General features: G+C 23.8%; 18 protein-coding genes and 1 riboswitch. Of the genes, 9 read left to right on the top strand and 9 right to left on the bottom strand.

Going from position 1 to position 19924, the window contains the following annotated elements; translation table 11 throughout:
* The first annotated feature begins 7 nt into the window (after positions 1–7).
* Positions 8–1342, top strand: coding sequence for an SLC13 family permease (locus ADFLV_RS08830; RefSeq protein WP_129010587.1), 1335 nt, complete (start codon positions 8–10; stop codon positions 1340–1342).
* A gap of 35 nt (positions 1343–1377) precedes the next feature.
* Here ADFLV_RS08830 and ADFLV_RS08825 read toward each other — a convergent pair whose 3' ends face one another.
* Positions 1378–1848, bottom strand: coding sequence for a hypothetical protein (locus ADFLV_RS08825; protein WP_164968485.1), 471 nt, complete (start codon positions 1846–1848; stop codon positions 1378–1380).
* A 120-nt stretch (positions 1849–1968) separates the two neighbouring features.
* Between ADFLV_RS08825 and ADFLV_RS08820 the strand changes: the two genes are divergently transcribed.
* Positions 1969–4173, top strand: coding sequence for an endonuclease MutS2 (locus ADFLV_RS08820; protein ID WP_129010588.1), 2205 nt, complete (start codon positions 1969–1971; stop codon positions 4171–4173).
* Between the two features lie 12 nt (positions 4174–4185).
* On the opposite strand, the gene ADFLV_RS08815 is transcribed toward ADFLV_RS08820, so the two are convergent.
* The 3 genes from ADFLV_RS08815 to ADFLV_RS08805 all read right to left on the bottom strand — a co-directional run bounded on the left by ADFLV_RS08815 (position 4186) and on the right by ADFLV_RS08805 (position 8242).
* Positions 4186–4584, bottom strand: coding sequence for a DUF6858 family protein (locus ADFLV_RS08815; protein WP_014474414.1), 399 nt, complete (start codon positions 4582–4584; stop codon positions 4186–4188).
* Positions 4585–4604: 20 nt separating this feature from the next.
* Complete coding sequence (locus ADFLV_RS08810; RefSeq protein WP_172658777.1) at positions 4605–5153, bottom strand: hypothetical protein; 549 nt, start codon at positions 5151–5153, stop codon at positions 4605–4607.
* A gap of 89 nt (positions 5154–5242) precedes the next feature.
* Complete coding sequence (locus ADFLV_RS08805; protein ID WP_129010589.1) at positions 5243–8242, bottom strand: DUF748 domain-containing protein; 3000 nt, start codon at positions 8240–8242, stop codon at positions 5243–5245.
* A 113-nt stretch (positions 8243–8355) separates the two neighbouring features.
* Here ADFLV_RS08805 and dapE point away from each other — a divergent pair, with 113 nt between their 5' ends.
* Positions 8356–9456 carry a succinyl-diaminopimelate desuccinylase gene (gene dapE / locus ADFLV_RS08800; RefSeq protein ID WP_129010590.1) on the top strand — a complete coding sequence of 367 codons (1101 nt, stop codon included), beginning with the start codon at positions 8356–8358 and terminating at the stop codon, positions 9454–9456.
* A gap of 24 nt (positions 9457–9480) precedes the next feature.
* Here the strand turns inward: dapE and ADFLV_RS08795 are convergent, their stop codons facing one another.
* From ADFLV_RS08795 to ribB, 4 genes are all read right to left on the bottom strand, one after another.
* On the bottom strand, positions 9481–11367 hold the full coding sequence (locus tag ADFLV_RS08795; protein ID WP_129010591.1) for a 7TM diverse intracellular signaling domain-containing protein: 1887 nt from the start codon (positions 11365–11367) through the stop codon (positions 9481–9483).
* A gap of 2 nt (positions 11368–11369) precedes the next feature.
* Positions 11370–12047 (bottom strand): response regulator transcription factor, encoded by a 678-nt coding sequence (locus tag ADFLV_RS08790; protein WP_129010592.1) that lies wholly within the window; start codon positions 12045–12047, stop codon positions 11370–11372.
* A gap of 119 nt (positions 12048–12166) precedes the next feature.
* The gene (locus ADFLV_RS08785) at positions 12167–12955 is read right to left on the bottom strand and encodes an ABC transporter ATP-binding protein (RefSeq protein WP_129010593.1); all 789 of its coding nucleotides are present in this window, start codon (positions 12953–12955) and stop codon (positions 12167–12169) included.
* Positions 12952–13569, bottom strand: a complete 618-nt coding sequence (gene ribB / locus ADFLV_RS08780) for a 3,4-dihydroxy-2-butanone-4-phosphate synthase (RefSeq protein ID WP_129010594.1) — start codon at positions 13567–13569, stop codon at positions 12952–12954. Before ribB ends, ADFLV_RS08785 begins: the two co-directional genes overlap by 4 nt.
* A 74-nt stretch (positions 13570–13643) precedes the next feature.
* Positions 13644–13787, bottom strand: a riboswitch (FMN riboswitch).
* A gap of 121 nt (positions 13788–13908) precedes the next feature.
* Here ribB and ADFLV_RS08775 point away from each other — a divergent pair.
* The 4 genes from ADFLV_RS08775 to ADFLV_RS08760 are packed head-to-tail and all read left to right on the top strand — an operon-like array spanning position 13909 to position 15711.
* Positions 13909–14196 carry a chorismate mutase gene (locus tag ADFLV_RS08775; RefSeq protein WP_129010595.1) on the top strand — a complete coding sequence of 96 codons (288 nt, stop codon included), beginning with the start codon at positions 13909–13911 and terminating at the stop codon, positions 14194–14196.
* Positions 14193–15194, top strand: coding sequence for a GNAT family N-acetyltransferase (locus ADFLV_RS08770; protein ID WP_164968486.1), 1002 nt, complete (start codon positions 14193–14195; stop codon positions 15192–15194). The genes ADFLV_RS08775 and ADFLV_RS08770 overlap by 4 nt, the downstream gene beginning before the upstream one ends.
* Positions 15188–15442, top strand: coding sequence for a GNAT family N-acetyltransferase (locus ADFLV_RS08765; RefSeq protein ID WP_129010596.1), 255 nt, complete (start codon positions 15188–15190; stop codon positions 15440–15442). The genes ADFLV_RS08770 and ADFLV_RS08765 overlap by 7 nt, the downstream gene beginning before the upstream one ends.
* Before the next feature lie 23 nt (positions 15443–15465).
* Positions 15466–15711 (top strand): helix-hairpin-helix domain-containing protein, encoded by a 246-nt coding sequence (locus tag ADFLV_RS08760; protein ID WP_129010597.1) that lies wholly within the window; start codon positions 15466–15468, stop codon positions 15709–15711.
* Positions 15712–15725: 14 nt separating this feature from the next.
* Here ADFLV_RS08760 and ADFLV_RS08755 read toward each other — a convergent pair whose 3' ends face one another.
* Positions 15726–16241 carry a DUF8051 family protein gene (locus ADFLV_RS08755; protein ID WP_129010598.1) on the bottom strand — a complete coding sequence of 172 codons (516 nt, stop codon included), beginning with the start codon at positions 16239–16241 and terminating at the stop codon, positions 15726–15728.
* Positions 16242–16444: 203 nt separating this feature from the next.
* Here ADFLV_RS08755 and ADFLV_RS08750 point away from each other — a divergent pair, with 203 nt between their 5' ends.
* Both ADFLV_RS08750 and ADFLV_RS08745 read left to right on the top strand, forming a co-directional pair.
* A complete protein-coding gene (locus ADFLV_RS08750; RefSeq protein ID WP_129010599.1) occupies positions 16445–18916 on the top strand; it encodes a hypothetical protein in 2472 nt (823 codons plus the stop codon).
* Entirely contained in the window at positions 18913–19923 is a 1011-nt protein-coding gene (locus ADFLV_RS08745) for an HNH endonuclease family protein (RefSeq protein ID WP_129010600.1), read from the top strand. Before ADFLV_RS08750 ends, ADFLV_RS08745 begins: the two co-directional genes overlap by 4 nt.
* Position 19924: the final 1 nt, after the last annotated feature.

The following is a 19924-nucleotide window of genomic DNA, read 5'->3' as shown; positions in this document are numbered from 1 at the left end:
GAAAAATTTGAAAAATATATTTATATCAATTCTTGTATCTATAGGATTTTTTCTAGTTGCAAGTTCATTTTTTACAACTCAACACGCTACATTAATTGCTTTAATTGCATTACTTGTAATTTTATGGACAAATGAAGCTTTACCAATAGGTGTAGTATCTTTACTTCCAATTATTTTATTTCCAGCTTTTGGTTTGATTGATGTAAAAACAGCCACAACAAACTATTCTAATCCAACTATATTTTTGTTTATGGGTGGATTTATGATAGCAATTGCAACACAAAAAATAGATTTACATAAATATATTTCAAATAAACTTTTGACAATTTTTCCTAAAACTCCAAGAGGAATGATATTCTCTTTGGCTTTTACATCAGCACTTTTAAGTTCAGTTTTATCAAATTCTACAACAGCACTTTTACTTATACCAATTGCAATATTTTTAACTGAAAATATCAAGTTTAAAGCTAGACTTGCTTTATCAATCGCTTATGGATGTAGTATAGGTGGAATTATTACTCCTATTGGGACACCGCCAAATTTGATTCTTTTAGGATTTATGCAACAACACTCACTTGAACCAATTGCATTTATCCAATGGATTTTATTAACAGCGCCTTTAGCTTTAATTATGTTAATAATAATACCATTTTTACTATCTTTAGGTTTAAATGATGTAAAACTTGATAATACAGTTGAACATACAGAAATTTTACAAAAAGATCAAAAAAGATTGTTATATATCTTATTGGGTTTAATTGTATTATTACTTGTAAATTCAAAAATTGAACCTTATTATTCAGGTTTAGGACTTAATGAAACAGCAATTTTATTAGGTTTTGGTTTATTGATGTTTGTACCAAAAATTGGATTTATTGAGTGGGAAGATGCAAAAAAAATTCCTTATGAAATTATCTTTTTATTTGGTGCAGGATTTACTATTGCTACAGCTTTTTCAAAAACAGGATTAGCAAATGAAGTTGCAAATTATATGTTATCATTGACAAATTTACCTGTAATTATACTTATTTTAATGGTTGCAGCATTAATAACATTTACAACTGAAATTACTTCAAATACTGCACTTATTTCAATAGCTTTTCCTATTATTTATTCTTTAGGTGAAGTTACTAATATAGATATGACTCTTATTTTAATGGTTGCTACTATTTGTGCAAGTTATGCTTTTATGCTTCCAATTGCAACTCCACCAAATGCTATTGCTATGAGTAGTGGAGCTGTAAAAGTGAAAGAAATGGCAAAATTTGGATTTTTTATTAATATTTTAGCTATTTTAATGGTTACTTTTATAGCATTAATTTATTGGCAGTATTTCATCTAGTAGATTTTAAAATCCTAGCTTTATAAAAGCTAGGATTATTTGAAAATTTCCATAATCATATTTGTACCTTGGGCAACTCTGAAAACTTTATCTTCAACTCTATAAATATCACTATTTTTTACAAATGGATAATTTTTAGAATTTATCATTGTTCCACTTCTTAAGATTCTATCATCAGCAATTTGACCTTTTGCAAGTTTTTTTTGCCAACCAGAAGGTAATGTTCCATCTTTTTGAACTTTCTTTTCTAAACCTTTTGGTAAAAATTTTTCTTTTTCAGTAAGTCCTTTATGATATTTTTCTTCTTCATAATCTTTATAATTTTTATATTCTTTTTTACTTTTTTCTTTGATATTATTTTTGTGTTCTTTTACATTTAATTCTTTATAGTCTTTATATTTTCCTTTTAAAGGTTCTTGTATAATATTTTCATCTTTTTTTGCATATAATGAAGATGATAACAGACTTAGTGTAACAAGTGAAATAACAATTTTTCTCCCCGACATATCTACTCCTTTTTTAATATACTATTATTTTAACATTAAATTGTGAACTAATGTGAAAGGATATTTTTCTTGTAGATATATTCATAAAAATATTATAGCCTTTTAGATATAATTCCCGCCATGGAAAAAATACTAAAAAAACTAGACTTAATCGATTATATTGATAGTTTTTCAAAGCTATTAGCAAGAGAAAAATCTATTATTTTAGAAGGTGATATTAACCTTCATTTTAAACTTATAAATGAATTATCAAAATTTGATTTTAAAGCACCTAACAAAGTAGAAAATCTTGATAGTGCACTGATGCATATACAAAAACAAGGTATTTTAAAAATTTATGAGATTTTTGAATTTATAAAAATAATAAACTATTTTAGATATTTAAAAAGATTTAATTTTGATGGGAAGATGCTTGAATGGCTAGATAAAATTATCATTCCAACAGATGTTATAAAAATATCTGAGTATTTTGATGATAAGGCAAATCTAAAAGATGGAATAGATGAAGATTTTGACAATATCAAATATGCAATTTCAAAAAATAAAGAAGCAATAAAACAAAGCCTTTATAAGATTATAAATTCTTCAAAAGTTAGAACTTATTTAGTTGATTCTCAAGTTCATTATATAAATGGTGAAGAGGCTTTACTTGTTCGTGGTGGATTTAATCATGTTCTTAGTGGAAGTGTAATTGATAGATCAAATTCTGGATTTTTTTATGTTGTTCCTCATAGTATTTCTGAGTTAAAACAAAAACAAAGTGATTTAAAAAATAAACAAGAAGAGATTTTATATAAAATTTGTAAAGAGATTTCATCTTTATTTGAAAAAAATCTTCTATTTTTAAAGTTTTTAAATAAAGAGTTTGATAGGTTTGATCATTATCAAGCAAGACTGTTTTTTGCAAAAATGGGAGATAAAAATTTTATTCTTCCTTCAAAAAATGATGTTAATAGACTTGTTGATTTTTGTCATCCAGCCTTACATAATCCAAAACCAATTACAATTGATTTTACAAAATCCGTTGTAATGATTACAGGAGTAAATGCGGGAGGAAAAACAATGATGTTAAAATCAATTTTATCAGCTGTTTTTCTTTCAAAATATTTACTTCCATATAAAGCTCATCATGATACAGTTGTTAGTAATTTTAAATTTATTAATGCAGTTTTAGATGACCCTCAAAGTGTAAAAAATGATATTTCAACATTTGCAGGTCGTATGGTTGAGTTTTCAAAACTTTTTAGTGCAAAAAATGCAATTGTTGGAGTAGATGAGATTGAACTTGGAACTGATTCAGATGAAGCTGCAAGTCTGTTTAAAGTAATAATAGAAGATTTAATTCAAAGAGATATAAAAGTTATTATTACAACTCACCATAAAAGATTAGCAGCACTTATGGCTTCAAATGATAATGTAGAATTAGTTGCTGCTCTTTATGATGAAGAGAATCAAAGACCAACTTATGAGTTCTTACAAGGAACAATTGGAAGGTCTTATGCTTTTGAAACTGCTTCTAGATATGGTATTCCACTTAGTGTTGTAAAAAGAGCAAAAGAAGTTTATGGTGAAGATAAAGATAAGTTAAATGAACTAATAGAAAGAAGTAGTTCATTGGAGAGAGAATATAAACAAAAAATTACAAAACTTGATGAAGAAATTGCAAATATGCAAAGAATTACTTCTAATTTAAAAGAGCAAAAAGAAAAACTTGATGAACATATTTATAGTGAAAAATCAAAACTTCACAAAGAATATAGTGATGCAAGAGATGAAGCAAAAAAAGCTATAAAAGCAAAACTTGTAAGTGAATCTCATCAACATCTAAATATTGCTCATCAAAAAGCAAAAGAGATTAAAGTTGAAAAGGTTCAAGAAGTTGTTGAGTTAGTTGTTGGAGATAGAGTTAAATATAGAAATACAAAAGGAACAATTGTTTCAATAAAAGGAAATAAAGCTTACATTGAAAATGACATGGGAATGAAAGTTCAAGTAATGTTAAGTGACTTAAGTAGAAGTGGAAATCCACCACCTCCAAAAATTCCTTCTAAAAAAGCAACTGTAACTATTCAACGACCAGAAACTGGAAGTATAAAACTTGACCTTCATGGACAAAGAGCAGATGAAGCAATTGAAAATTTAGATAAGTTTTTAAGTGATGCTTTACTTGCTGGATTTGAAGAAGTTTTAGTTTATCACGGAATTGGAACTGGAAAATTGGCATTTGCAGTAAAAGAGTTTTTGAAAAAACATCCAAAAGTAAAAGGTTTTGAAGATGCTCATCCAAGCAGTGGAGGATTTGGAGCTAAAGTTATAAAACTTTAGTTTCCAAATTTTTTAATAAATATAAGTTTTTAGAGATTTTACAAACTCTTCCATTGTTTTATTTGCATTTTCATTTGGTGCTTCTAAAAAGTTTAATATAAATGAATCTTCTGTTTCACAAACACCGATACTTCTAGGACGAACTGCCATTACTTCTGGAGTTGGTAACTCTTTTCCAAAACAAAAAATTATATTTTTTGCAGCTTTTATTTTTGGATTAATTTCTCCATCTTTCAATGAACTTGTATGTTTGTATTGATCAAAAATTGCTATAAAAGCAATAACAGGGTGAGCATCAATTCTTATTTGTAAAGCAGAGATAATCTCATCTACACTTTTATAAGTTAGTTCACTTTTTTTATATTCTATTTCAAAAATATGATATTTATCTTTAAAAATTTTTTGTTTCATTTTTTTCCTTTAATTAAATTTTAGTCAATCAATAAAAATGAATTTATAGCACAATTCATTCTATCTTCCAAATCTTTTGCATCTAAATCCATATAATCTATTTGGATTTTATAAACTAATTTTTTGTCATATTTAAAATCAAACATCAAATAACCTGCATATTTTTTTGCTTCACTATTTTTTTTCCCACTATCTGCTTTATCATTTTCATAAATATAGTAGTTTATAAAAAGTTTTTTATCCTGTATTTGTTGTTCACTTTGAATTAAATATTTATTTATAATATTTTGTAAAATTTTGTCACTTTGTTCTTTAGTTAGAATATCAATTAAATGGCTTTTCATATATTTTGAGTATTCAATTGAAGAATTTATTTCATAATTTCCTGCTTTGAAGGATTGAATTGCTTCTTTTATAGGTTCTTCTACAAATATTTTTTCAAAAGTTGTAGTTTTTGTTTGACATTCTACTCTTTTACTTTTTGCACTATGAGAAGCTTTTGTGAAAACAGCATAAAAAATCAAACTAAATAAACATATCACAATTATGGGTATTATTTTATTAAACATTTTATCCCTTTTATTAATTTGGAGGATAATAACAAATAAAGAATAATAAGTCAATATTATTCTTTATTTATAAGTAAATTTAATAATTCTTATTTAAGTTGTTCGATTTTTAAATCTATTGAAGAATTTGAAGTTAATATTTCATCTATTAAAATAATTTGTTTTTTATTGATAGATTTCTCTTTTACTAAATACTCTTTGATATTTAAAATTCTATCTTTTGCAACCTTTTCAAGTTCAGAAATTTTGATAGTTTCTTTTGAGATTAAAGCATCAATTTGCTCTTTTTTTAGATTTCTATCATCATCTTTTCTTGCAAGATATTTTTTTTCTTTCAAAGCTTGTGTTTCTTTATCTTTATCATAAGAAGCTTGAAGTTTTATAGCAATATCTTGTTTTGCAGTTAAAATTTGAGCTATTTTGTCTAAAGTTTCTTTTTGAATAGGAGTAATTTCACTCTCTAAAGAGTCGAATTTTACACTTTTTATTTCATCTTCATTAAAATTAAATATAGCTCCAAGTAATGAAAAAGGAGCTGTAACAGCTTTGGTAATTAGATTTACAAAAGCTTTCCATAAAATTGCTCCAATAGAAAATTGTGGATCATCTACATTACCAGAAATAGGAAGATTTATATCTATAACACCATCTGAATCTTCAAGTAAAGATATTGCAATTCCTAATGGTAAAGATACTGCATCAGGACTTTGTACTTCATCTCCTAACTCTAATTTTGTAATAACAATATTATTTTTTGCATCAAGATTAGACTTATCAATATTATATTTTAAATCTAAATCAAGTTTCCCACTTTTTAGTTCACGACCAATAAATTTCCCCGTATAAGGTGTGAAGTTTTCCATGGCTATATTTTGGAATTTCATATTTATATCTGTTAAAAATTTTATATTATTTGGATTTACAATTCCTGTGATTTTTGCAACTCCATATTTATCAACAACACCATTTAACTCAAGGTTTGTTTTACTTGATTTTGTATTTTTTATTTCAGAAATTTTTCCATTTAGTTTAGAAACAGTTGTTTTAAATGAAATTGGTAAATTTTTATCTTCAAAATCAAAGATTGCATTATTGATATTAACAGGTCCAATGTTTAGTTTAGTTTTACTTGTTGATGCTTTATTATTATCTACTTTTGTATTTTTTGTTGTTTGTGCAATACTTTCTTCTGTAGTAGTTGATATGTTTTTTGGCAGAATTATTGAAATATGTGGATTATTTAAATCAGTTTTTTCTATTTTAAATAGATTTTTTTGATTTGATAATTTTTTAATTCTTAAGTCCAGATTTTTTGCTGCAATTTTAGTATTATTTTCTAAATTTATAAAATCAAGATTTGGATTTAATAATCTTATATAATCTATTGATATGTCACTACCTTTATTTGATAGTTTATTTATGCTTAACTCTAGGTTTTTTGCTTTAACATCTAATTTGTTTATCGAATCTTTGAAATTTATATTTGGTTTAGAAAGTTTGATCTCATTAACTGTAATTTTTTCATTATTAAATAAAAAATCATTTAAATTTAGATTGATATTTGTACTTTCTACTTTCATTTTTGAGTTTTTATCTTCAAAATTTAAGTTAGGTGTTTTTAAAGAAGAGTTTTTTAAAGATATTTTATTCCCATCTATTTTTAGATTAGTTACAGCTAAATTAAGATTTTTTGAGTTTATATTTAGATTTGATTTCTTTTCATCAAAATTTAAATTCTCTTTTGAAAGATTAATAGAATCAATATCTATAATCGAGTTATTCAAAGATAAAGTATTTAGGTTGATTTTCGTATTTTTTGATTTTATATTTAATTTATTTGTATTATCAATAAAACTTAGATTTGAATTATTTATGTCAAGAAAATTTAAATCAATTTTTGAATCAACTATTTTTAAATTTTTAAGATTTAAAGTTGTAGCTTTTGCATTTATCAAACTATTATTTGTTTTATCATCAAAATCAAAATTTGTTGTAGCTTGAATATTCGAAAGATTTAAAATCCAAGGTTTAGATATATTATTTTGTGTATTTTCATCTTTTTGTTCAGTTTTAATTTCTTCTTTTGAAGGTTCACTTTTTATTAAATTAGCAAAATTTATTCCATTTTTATCTGAAATCATATTTGCATTTAAAGTATCTATATTTATTCCATCAAGTTTAATATTTTGATTGATTAAATCAAAATCAAATCTTTTTATATCAAGTTTTTTTAATGAGGCTATTGATTTATTATTTTGTTTTAAATCAATATTATTAATTTCTAGTTTTTCACTATTTAATTTTAAATCAAAATCTTTTGTAGTATCTATATTATAGTTTAAAACAAGATTTATATTTGCATCTTCATTTAAATTAAAATTAAAAAAATCTTTTTTAAAGTCTAATAATTCTTTTATTTTTAGATTTGATATATCAATTTTTCCATACATTTTAAATGGTTCAAGTTTAAATGCTCCTCCAATTGCTACATTTGTATCTTCATTTATTCTAAATGTTAAATTATTTGAAGATAAAGCATCTTTATATGTACCTAAATCATATATAGTATAATCAATATCTTTTAAAGTAAGAGTAAAAGGTTTTTCATCTATATTGCTTGTAAAATTAATATCTGCATTATTTAAATCAATTTTTGAAATAAGAAATTTAATATCAAATGAACTAGAACTCTCTTCTGTTTTTTCAGGTGTAGGTTTTACAAGTTTTGTAAGATTTAATGTTCCATCTTTATTTTCTAATATATTTAAATAAAGTTCATCTAAAAAAATAGTTTGAAAACTGATATGTCTTTTTTCAATAGAACGCATTAGCGCAAAATCAACATCTAATTCTTTAAAAGAAATATCTGAATTATTGTTTTCATCTGAAAGTTTAAAATTATGAATTTTTAAAGCAATTGTAAATGGATTAAATTCTATTTTCTCAATAGAAGTTTTTGTAGTTAGATTTTCATCTAAATTTTTGATTAATTGGTCTTTTAAAATAATTGGAATAAGTTTAAATCCTATAGTTATATATACTAAAAGTATAAAGCATAACCAATAAAATGATTTTTCTAATTTTCCCACCTGAAGTTCCTTTTTTGTAATTAAATAACAAAATTAAAAATTTTTTTAACTTTTTTATTATAACAAAATAAAGTTAAGTTAGCTAAAATTCCCCCTAATTAAAAGGATATTAAATGACTATTATAGAATTATTTCAAAAATTATTAAGATTTAAATCATTAACTCCAAATGATGATGGAGCATTTGATTTTATAGAAGAGTATTTGGGAGCTGATTGGACTTGTCTTAAAGTTGATATGGAAGGTGTAAAAAATAGATTTTATTATAAAAAATTCAATGAAAACCCACAACATCTTTGTTTTGCAGGTCATATAGATGTAGTTCCAACAGGAGAAGGTTGGAGTGTTGATCCTTTTGCTGCTGATGTGATAGATGGAATTATAACTGCTAGGGGTTCGCAAGATATGAAAAGTGGAGATGCTGCTTTTTTATATGCTTGTAAAAATGCAAAAAATTTTGATGGAACTTTATCTATTTTACTAACTAGCGATGAAGAGGGTGAAGGAACATATGGAACTATTAAAATGCTTGAGCATTTAAAAGAGATAGATATGATTCCAAACTATGCAGTTGTAGCAGAGCCAACTTGTGAAGTAGTTTTTGGTGATGCTATAAAAGTAGGGCGAAGAGGAAGTATCAATGGATATTTAACAATCCAAGGAAAACAAGGACATGCGGCATATCCAGAAAAAGGAATAAATCCAGTTCATCAAATAGCACCTCTTTTAGAAAAAATAGCCGGTTATGATTTGGATAATGGAGATGAATATTTTGCTCCAAGTAAACTGGTAATCACAGATATACGTGCAGGAATGCAAGTAACAAATGTAACACCAAATAAACTTGATTTGATGTTTAATGTTAGAAATTCTACAAACACAAAAAAAGAAGATGTTGAAGCTTATATAGAAAAAGTTTTTGGGCATTTAAATTATAGTTTACGAACAACACAAGGTTCATATCCATTTGTTACAAATAAAGAATCAAAAGTTGTGAAGGCTATGGAAAACTCAATTGAAGAAATTTTAGGAGTTAAAACAAAACATAGTACGGCTGGTGGAACAAGTGATGCTAGATATTTTGGAGCATTTGGAATCGAAGCTATTGAATTTGGTGTTATAAATGATACTATTCATAGTGTAGGGGAGAGAACAACTGTAAAAGAGGTTGAAGGTCTTACAAAAGTTTTTGAAAATCTTATAGAAAAATTTTAGAAATATTAAAATCATAAACTATTTTTAGTTTATGATTTCTTCTTTTAAAGGAAAAATAAACATAAAAGCTAATCCTTCTTTTGTTTTTTCTGCTTTTATTTCACCTTCTAATCTTTTTGTTATCAATTTTTTTGCAAGTGCCAATCCAACTCCACTACCTTCTTCTTTTTTAGAACTAAAATTTAAATCAAAAAGTTTTTCTATATCAATATTTTTTGTTCCTCCACCATTGTCTTCTATTTTTATAACTATTGTATTTTTATTTTTTTTCACAGATATAAAAATTTCTCTATTTGAAGTTTTGAAATTTTTAAGTTGATATATTGCATTTTCTAAAACAATCATTAAAGCATTTAAAAAACTTCCTTTATAACCATAATAAGATAAAGGTTCAACAGCTTTTATAATACTTATTGAATTTGATTTAATCGCATCTTTTATCATTCTTAGAAGTGATTCTATCTCTTCTTCTATATTGAAATTTTCTTTTGATGATGGATTTGAGTAAAAATTATAAATATCATCAATTGTATGATTTAAAAATGTAATACTATATTTCATCTTAGGTAAAGTTTCTTTTATAGTTTTATCAAAATTATTTTTATCAAGTTCATAGATAGCTTCAAGCAAAAATATTTGCGAACCAAGTTGTGCAATAGGTGTTTTCCATTGATGTGTTATATTTGCAATATTTTGTCCTATTGTTGTAAATCTTGCTTGTGAAATCAAAAGTTGTTCTGTTTCATTTTTCCTTTGTTCAATCTCTTTTAGTCTACTAAATAGAGCAAGAGATAAGAAAATTACATCAAGAATAATACCAATAGGAACAATAACCCAAATATATTCAAAAGATTCAAAATATCCAATAGTAACCATCACAACATAAACAACTAATAATAAGTAAAAAACTTGCCCAAATAAATAATACATTGCTCCTGAACGTTTATTTTTTATTGCCCAAATAGAAATAAGAAGTAAACTAGGGATACTAATAAATGTTATAAAATCTGTATATTTTGTAAAATATCTAATCTCTGGGTTAGTAAATGAAAAAGAGTAAAGTATTACAGTACATATATCAATGATTAAAATTGAAATAAAATATTTAAAAATAAAAGTCTCTTTTTTAGGTTTAAAAAATAAAATAGGAAATAAAATAGTGAATACTTGTGTTAAAAAACCAATTATCCAATTTAGATTATTTAGATATTGTAAATTCACGTTTTCAAATATTTGATATGCTACTCCATTTACGCAAAGTTGGTAAGTTGCAAAAGATAAAGACATAAAAATATAGTTTAAAAAAGCAAACTCTTTTATAGAAAAAAATAGAACAAGATTATAAAAACATAAAGTAAATATTATACCTATAAAAATACCCCAAACAGTCGATTCGATATTTTCAAATTTTTCAAATGTTACTCTATTTTGTAAAGTCCAAAGAGTTGAAATACTACTATAACTTTTATGCATTATGTAAAAATCATAAAGAGTTTGTTTTTCAAGATTTAAATAAAAAGTGCTTTTTTTTGTTTTTAGTTCTCTATTTTTTATATCTCTCATATCTCCAAGTTCAATTTTTTTATAAAAACTTCCATTTTTGAAAATATATACATCTATAATATCAACGCCAGCTTTACTATTTTTAAAAAAGATCTCTTTTGTATCTAAAGTATTATTTAAAATAGAAAATCTCGACCAAATATGACTTTTTGTTGCTTTGAAGTTTGTTTTAGAAATATTTTTAAAAGGTTCATTTTTTATTTCATCTATAGTTTTGTTATGATTTTTGTCAATATAAGTATCGCTAAATGTTTCAAGAGAAATCTGTGGAATATTATTTTTTTCTAATATAAAAGTATTAGAAAATGAAAAAGATATAAAAAACAGTAAAAAAAGAATTATTCTCATATTTAATTACTTTTTAGTGAATAACCGAGGTTTTTATGATTTTCAATTAATTCTTTTCCTATTTTCTTTCTGAGTCTATAAATAAGATTTTTTAAAGCATCCTCTCCATGATTTTGCTCTTTCCATATAAAAGCAATCAATTCTTCTTTCATTACTAATTGATTTTTTTTATTAAATAAATATTCAAAAACTTCTATTTCAAGGGCAGTTAATTCAATCTTTTTATCATTTACAAATAATAATTTCACATTTGGATCATAAGAAGTTGTTTCATTTATAATATGTTTGATATTAGTATATTTTTCAACTTCTTTTTTACATTCATATAATACTTGAAATAATTTTTCATAAATTATAGGTTTTTCTAAATATTGCATAAGTTTTAAAGGAATACATTTTAAAAGTTTCTCTTTTTCAGTATGGTTACTAAGTATTACAATAGGTATTGTTTCTGAAAGTTCTCTAATTTTTACTATTAATTCATAACCATTTAAATTAGGCATTTCATAATCAGTTAAAATCATGTGAATTTCATTTTCTTTAAATATTTCTAAAGCTTCAGCTCCATTTGAAGCAGTATAAACCTTTTGAAATAAAAGAGATAATATTTTGCTAATATTTGCTTGAACTTCAAAATCATCTTCTACATATAAAATTGATAAGTTTTTAAAATTTGTCAAAAAAAGCCTTAAAATTATTAATTTCTATTTAAATTTTTATTATAACTTAAAAGAAATCAAAATTTAAGGCTTTATTACTTTAGTATGACTTTAGATAAATATATATTTTTTTAAATTATTTATAAAATTTCTTCTACAAAATATCTATTGTTTTTTTCACCTATTGTTAGTTTTGTTTCAAAAATCTTTGATAAATTTTCACTTGTTAGAATTTCTTCTTTTTTACCACTTTTATAGATTGTATTATCATAAATCAATGCTACATTTTCAATTTCTTCAAAAATCTCTTCTAAGTGATGAGTTACCAAAATAATAGATGAATTAATAGAAAGTTTTTTTAACATTTTTATAAAATTTATTTGAGCTTTTATATCAAGTCCAACTGTTGGCTCATCTAAAATAAATGCTTTTGGTTCATGAATAAGTGCCCGTCCAACTATACATTTTCTTAGTTGTCCTGTACTCATCTCAGCAACTCTTTTATCTTTTAAATCAATAATATCCAAAAACTCTAAAACCTCTTTTGCTTTTGTGATTTGTTCTTTTGTAAAGTCTTGATGTGTAAATATCCCAACAGAACTATAATGTCCACTTAAAACAACTTCAAATCCACTAAGATAACCAGCTTCTCTTGCAAAATAGTTATGTAAATCATTTGTTATAATTCCTAACTCTTTTCTAAGCTCAAAAATAGAATAAGTTGCTTTTCCTAAAATCTCTTTTTTAAATGGTTTATCTCTTCTTGGATGAATTTCAGATTGGATAACTTTCATCAAAGTTGATTTTCCACTTCCATTTGCTCCTAAAATTGCCCAATGTTCACCTTGTTTAATCTTTAGATTTACATCTTTTAAAACGATTTTTTCATCATATCCTACATTTAAATTTTCAAAATCGATTATATTCATAGAATTTCCTTTTTTAATCTATATTCAATAATTTCTTCAATACTAATAATTGGCATAGAGTGTTTTTTTGCAAAATTTATAATTTGTTCACCTTTTGCCATAGAACCATCTTCATTTGTTATCTCACATAAAACAGCATTTGGTTCTAAATTTGCAATTTTAATTATATCAATACTTGCTTCAGTATGTCCATTTCTTTCTAAAACACCACCATTTTTTGCACACAATGGAAATATATGTCCAGGAGAGATTATATGATTTATCCCATCTTTTTTTAGAGCTGATTTTATAGTTGTAACTCTGTCTTTTGCACTAACACCAGTAGATATACCTTCTTTTGCTTCTATTGAAATTGTAAAAGGTGTTTGAAATTTAGAATGATTTGTTTCAACCATCATAGGAAGATTTAATTCTTTTACCTTTTGAGGTGTCAAACATAAGCATACGATACCACTACATTCTCTTATTAGTAGTGCCATTTGTTTTTCAGTAATCGTATTTGCATGAAAGATAATATCAGCTTCGTTTTCTCTATTTTTATCATCAGTGATGATAATACCAGTTCCATTTTGAAGTGCTTTTATAGCATTTTCAATATTTTTTTGTTGATTCATAGTTTTCCTTTTTTATAAAGTAAACTTATTGAATCAGGGCAATAAACCTAATTTTTTTAACAAATAATAAAGTTTAATCTTCTCTTTCATCCAGACTATGACTGTTGGTTTTGGATTCTCACCAAATCTGCTTGACCCTTATAAAATATAAGGCGCTCGTGGACTTCTATAAAATAGTTACCACCAGTAAGGAATTTCACCTTGCCCTGAGAAAATAAATTTGTGAAATTTTAACTAATAGTTTCTTATATAAAAGTGATTTATTTAGTAAATACTTGTTAGAATCTTTCAAACCTTATATAAAAAAATATCTTAAAAAATTTAAAATAAAGAAGTAAAATGATTGAATGTAATTCAATAGATGAAGTAAGAAATAACATAAATAATATCGATGAGCAAATAGTAAAATTAATCGCTTTAAGAGGTACTTTTGTAAAACAAGCTGCTAAATTTAAAAAAGATAGTGATGCTGTAAAAGCTTCTAAAAGAGTGGAAGAAGTAATTTCAAAAGTAAAAAATATTGCACGATTAAATGGTGCAAATGAAGAAGTTGTTGAAAACGTTTATAAAGCTATGATAGAAAGTTTTATAAAGCTTGAGATGAAAGAGTTTGAAAATTTAAAATGAAAGAATTTTTAGAAGAAACCCAAATAATTGATTTTAACAATAAAGAAGTTTTAGCTCTTGCACAAGAGTTGGCAAAAGATTGTAAAACAGATGAAGAAATAGCGAAGAATTGTTTTATTTATGTAAGAGACAATATCAATCATAGTGGTGATTTTAAAGATGAAATAACTACTTATAAAGCTAGTGATGTTTTGAAATACAAAACTGGTTGGTGTTATGCAAAATCTCATCTTTTATCAGCACTTTTAAGAGCAAATGGTATTCCCACGGGATTTTGTTATCAAAGATTATCTTGTAGTGAATATAAAAAAGATATTTATTGTTTACATGGATTAAATGCGATTTATTTAAAAAAGTTTGGTTGGTATAAAATCGATGCAAGAGGAAATAAAAAAGGTGTAAATGCACAGTTTACTCCACCTTTGGAACAACTCGCTTTTAAACTAGAAAAAAATGAGTTTGATTTAGCAAAGATTTATTCAAAACCTTTAGATGTTGTAGTTGAAGCTTTGAAAAAAAATAAAACTTATGATGAAATGATAAATATTTTTCCTGATGTTGAATATTTTATAGGAAAAGCAAAAACTTTAGATGCTTTGAGATTAAGTGTAATATCAAAAGATTTAACAAAATATATTTTTGAAAAAGAAGTACCAAAATGGTTTGAAGATGAACTTTCACAAGAGAGTTTTGAAAAAAGAATTTCTAGTTTAGAGTATGAGCATTTTGTTTATGTGATAAAAGATGAAATCGTAGGATTTATAGCAATCAAAGATAAAACTCGACTTTTTCATCTTTTTGTTGATGAAAAATATCATAAAAAAGGAATTGCAAAAGAGCTTTGGAACTATATCAAAGAGAATTTTGATGTTTCAACTGTGAGTGTAAATTCATCAATTTATGCTATAAAAACTTATGAATCTTTTGGTTTTAAAATAAGTGGTGAACAAAAAGAGCATCTAGGTTTAAAATATCAACCAATGAATTATAGATGTTAAATAAACAATTTTTTCTTATAAATTATGATTGTTTTTATGTTCATTATAAATATCAAAATAGTGGTATTGGAAAATTACTTTTAAATCATATATTTAAAATCGTAAAAGAAGAAAACATAGCTAAAATCAAAGTTGATGTAAGTATAACTGCAAAATCATTTTTTGAAAAGTTTGAGTTTATGGAAGTTAAGAAAAATGTAGTAAAAAGAGATGATATTGAGCTAATAAATTTTAGTATGGAAAAATAAATTAAAATAAAAAAGGATATTTTATGGCATTTTCAAAAGAAGAAAAAGAAGAACTTTTAAAAATAAAGTTTGTAGGCGAAACTGTAATAAAAAGATTTGAACAAATAGGAATTGACTCTTTAGAAAAACTTTCAAATAGTAGTGTAGAAGAAATAACAGATATAGTTTCAGATATTTTAGGAAGTAGTTGTTGGAAAAACTCCCCACAAGCTAAAAAAGCTGTTTCTAATGCTATTGAGTTTGCGAGAGAGAGGACTTTAAATTTTTAAAATAAAAAATATATTTATTGTCCCATTGCAGATTTTGTTGCGAAGATTACTATCCCAATAGCAAATAGTAAAATAAGAACTAGAGTAAGAATCTTATAAAAAGAGAATTTTATTATAGTGATATTTTCACTATTGTCTATCTCTAAATTATTGTATTTGCTACACAAAAATATCAGAATAATCCCTAAAATAGTACTAAAAATTTCTATGAAAAATAGGCTTGATGACATAGACATAGGACTTGTTGGGAAAATTTCAAATAAATCAATTAAATATATAAAAATATAAAGTAGGGCAATAATAGTACTCAAAATAATAGAATGTTTTTTCTTTTTTACTATTAGAAATGCAACTACAAAACTCAAAAGTCCTAAAGAAGTAAGAAAGATATTAAATAAAGTTAAAATAGTCTCACTATAGTGCGAAAAATCTCTTGTTTCAATTGGTCCACCTGGAACTAAAATAGTTAGCAAAACAGATAAAACAATTAGAAAAAAAGCTATAACATAGTGAATATTTTTTAAAAACATAAATAACCTTTATAAATAAAAAATTATTTTATTTAAAATGTTGTTTTATAAAGGTTAAAAATACTATCGGAAAGTAAAAATACTGTTTTTAACATTTGAGTTTTAGAAAGAAAATAGATAATTTGAATTATCAAGTTTTATTAGATGATAAATAAACAATTGTTTTGATAGAATAATTTATTATTTAAAAACTTGGAAACAAAATGCGACTACTTTTTATCTACTTTTATGATGACTTTGGAACTTTTGAAAAAGGTTCGATAATTCATCTATCAAAAAAATATAAATTTACTCTTGATAAAGAAAAATCTACGCAAAATGAATTTTATTTTAATAAGGAAGAAAATCCAAATTTTATAGAAGATTTTTATTCAAAAAATATTGATATTGGTGTGCTTATTGGTGAAAATGGAACAGGAAAAAGTGTACTTTTAAACTCTATAAGAGATAAAAAAAATGAATATTCTATTTGCATTTATGAAGAAAATAACAATTTTTATGTGATAGAAAATGATTTGTTTAAAATTAAAGAAAATGAATATTATAAAAAAAATGACATTCAATTTGATGAAGATGAAAAGTTTATTATTAAAATAGATGATAAAAAAATATCACAAAAAAGAAAATTCAAATCAATCTATTATAGTTCAATATTAGAAAAAATAAATGAAAATCTAAATGATGATTTTGATATTTCAAATATATATTTGCTTAATAAAATAAATGAAAATAGTTTAGAAAAAAAACTAGAATTATTAGAAATCAGTGATTTACATAGAATGAGCAAATTTAATTATGTTGCCCAACCAAATCCATCAAAAACATTTTTTGAAGATGCAAAAGAGTTTATAAAAGATTCATATATTTTACTTTTTGAAAGAACAATGGATGAAATAAGAAATAAAAAAGATTCTGAAAAATTTGAACAGATTTTTCATCAATTATCTGATTTTATTAGAAAAGACATCATCAAATTTTATTTTGATGAAGAAAAATTATATATAAATGAATTTAAAAATGATGAAATATTACTGAATGAATATTTAGAAAAATACGAAAAAGATTTTGAGAGTTTTTTTGTTATTCATAATATAGATAAAAATGAGATATTTGAAAAAGTTGAAGAAAGAATGAAGGTTTATAAAAATCAATTATTTAATGATAAATTTATAGATGAACTCTTAAAAATTGATTTTAATATTTCTGAGAAAAGTAATGAAGAAATCAAAATATTTTTAGATGAAATAAAGGAATTATTCAAAATATCTCATTTTAAGAAAAAAGATGAAGAAAGAGTATTTAGGTATTTTAATATCAAAAAAATTCTTGAAACATGTCTTGAAATAATAGAGTTTAAAACAAGTAATATTAAACAAATAAAGAAAATATTTAATTTGTATAAAATTTATTATTTATCTTTAGAATTTGGTATTTTGGATGAGTTTATTAAAAAATTATTTATGGAAAATAAGATAAATGATTTATTATTATTTAGTAAAAAAGTTATACATCATAAATTTTCAAAAACAAATGAAGAACTAATAGATTATAAACAAAAAACGATAAATGAAATTAAAAAAATTATTGAAAATAACTATTCTTTGTTCTATGACACAGTAATAAATGATTTGGAAAATTTGGATGATGAGATACTTAAATTATTAATATTGAAAAAAGTAGAAAAATTTATAAGAGAAAATGAAGATAAAAAAGATGTAAATTATAAAGCAATTTATGTTTATTTATCACATCTTTTAAAAAATAAATCTTTTGAAAAAGATGATAAAGGATTTTTATATAAGGATTTAAAAGATGAGAGAGATTTTAACTTTGAATTATTAGTGTTGTATAATAAAAAATGTCCAGATATTCTTATTTCTACTCCATTTGAAGGAAAAGATTTTGATAAATATAATGAGTTTATAAAAGATACAATTCACCCTTTTAGTTTTACTTATAATCCTCCAATTTCTTCTGGTCAAAAAGCAAAAGAGATAATAAATGCAAGAATAAATGACGCAATTCAGAAAATTAATCAAGAAAAACAAAATGAAAATATTTTGATACTTTTAGATGAAGCTGATTTAAAACTTCATTTAGAGTGGCAAAGAGTTTTTATATCTGATTTAATAATAAAATTTCTAAAAAAAGATTATCCAAATAATAAGTTTTATGTACTTTATGCAACACATTCTCCGATTATATTATCAGATATTACAAATGATAGAGTTGTATTTTTGAGAAAAAGAAAAGATAATTTAAACTTTTCAGAAGACAAACAAGATTTTACTAAAAGTACATTTGGTGCAAATATTTATGATATTTATGCAGATAGTTTTTTTGTAGATGATTTTATGGGTAAATTTGCACAAAATAAAATAAATGAAGCTATAAAAATAATAGATGAATATAAAGAGAAAAAAGAAAAAAATCCTGATGAATTTATGCCTAATGAAAAAGCATTAGATAATTTAAAAATAGTAAAAAGTATTGGTGAACCACTTTTAAGAAATAAACTTGAAGATGAAATAAAATCTTTAGTTAAAGATGACATAATGGAGATTGTAAATAATTTAAAAAATAAGAAAAATGAAGAAATTGAAAAAGAGTTAGAGAAGTATTCTCAATTTACTCAAACAAAAGTATTGATGAAATTATTGGAAATTAGAAAATGATTAGTGTCGATAATAGTGCTGAAAAAAGAGTTTTTCATTTAATAGAAAAAGAAAACGAGCCAAATTTTATAAAATTTAAAAATGAAATTATTGAAAGTATTAAAAATAAAAACTATTCTAATTTAGGTACATTAAAAGATGATGAATATGCAAAGCAATTTTCAGTTTTTATTTTTTATGAAAAAATCCAAATTGGAATATCAAAAATCACAAATTCAATTATAAAAACTCAATTAGAAAGTTTAGATTGGTTTAAAGTATTAGTTGGAAGTTTTGAAGAGATTAAAGAACTTATACGAGATAATGAGTATATTCTTAGTCGAAGATATATAGTAACAGATTTTGAAGAATATAAAGATATTTTTGAAGATTTATATGAAAAGCAATTAAGTGGAAATAAAAAGTTAAAAAAACAATTTTTTAATTTATTTGAAAATATAAATGTTTGCCCATATTGCAATAGAAATTTTGTAAATCCTATTTATAAAGAAAATAGTGTAGGTGGAGATAATAAAAATCAATCACCAGATATTGAACACTTTTTCCCAAAATCAATTTATCCATTTTTATCACTTAGTATTTCAAATCTTTTGCCATCTTGTGCATTTTGTAATAAAATAAAAAGTGATGTTGATACTTTTAGAGAAAATTGTTTAAGTCCTTATGAGATAAAAAATGGTGATTTTAGATTTGATTTTACTTTAGATTTGAATCAAGTAAAAAAAGTAAAACTTATATCAAATACAAATTGTAAGAATTCAAAGATTTTACATCTTGAATCTTTATATAATACAGTTCATAGTAAATATATAAATGATATTTTTGAAAATGATTTAAAATATACACCAAAAAACAAAGATTTTTTAGATAAATTTAAAATATTAACTGAAGAAGATTATAAAAAAGTATTTAGAAATTATTACAAAGAAGAAGATTTTAATAAACAACCTCTATCAAAGATGACAAAAGACTTATATAATCAAATAAGTAATTTAAAAAGTAAATAAA

Origin of the sequence: Arcobacter defluvii (assembly GCF_013201725.1) — a bacterium.
Classification (GTDB): domain Bacteria; phylum Campylobacterota; class Campylobacteria; order Campylobacterales; family Arcobacteraceae; genus Aliarcobacter; species Aliarcobacter defluvii.
Note: the sequence above shows the minus strand (reverse complement) of the source record. Positions and strands in the feature narration are given on the sequence as shown.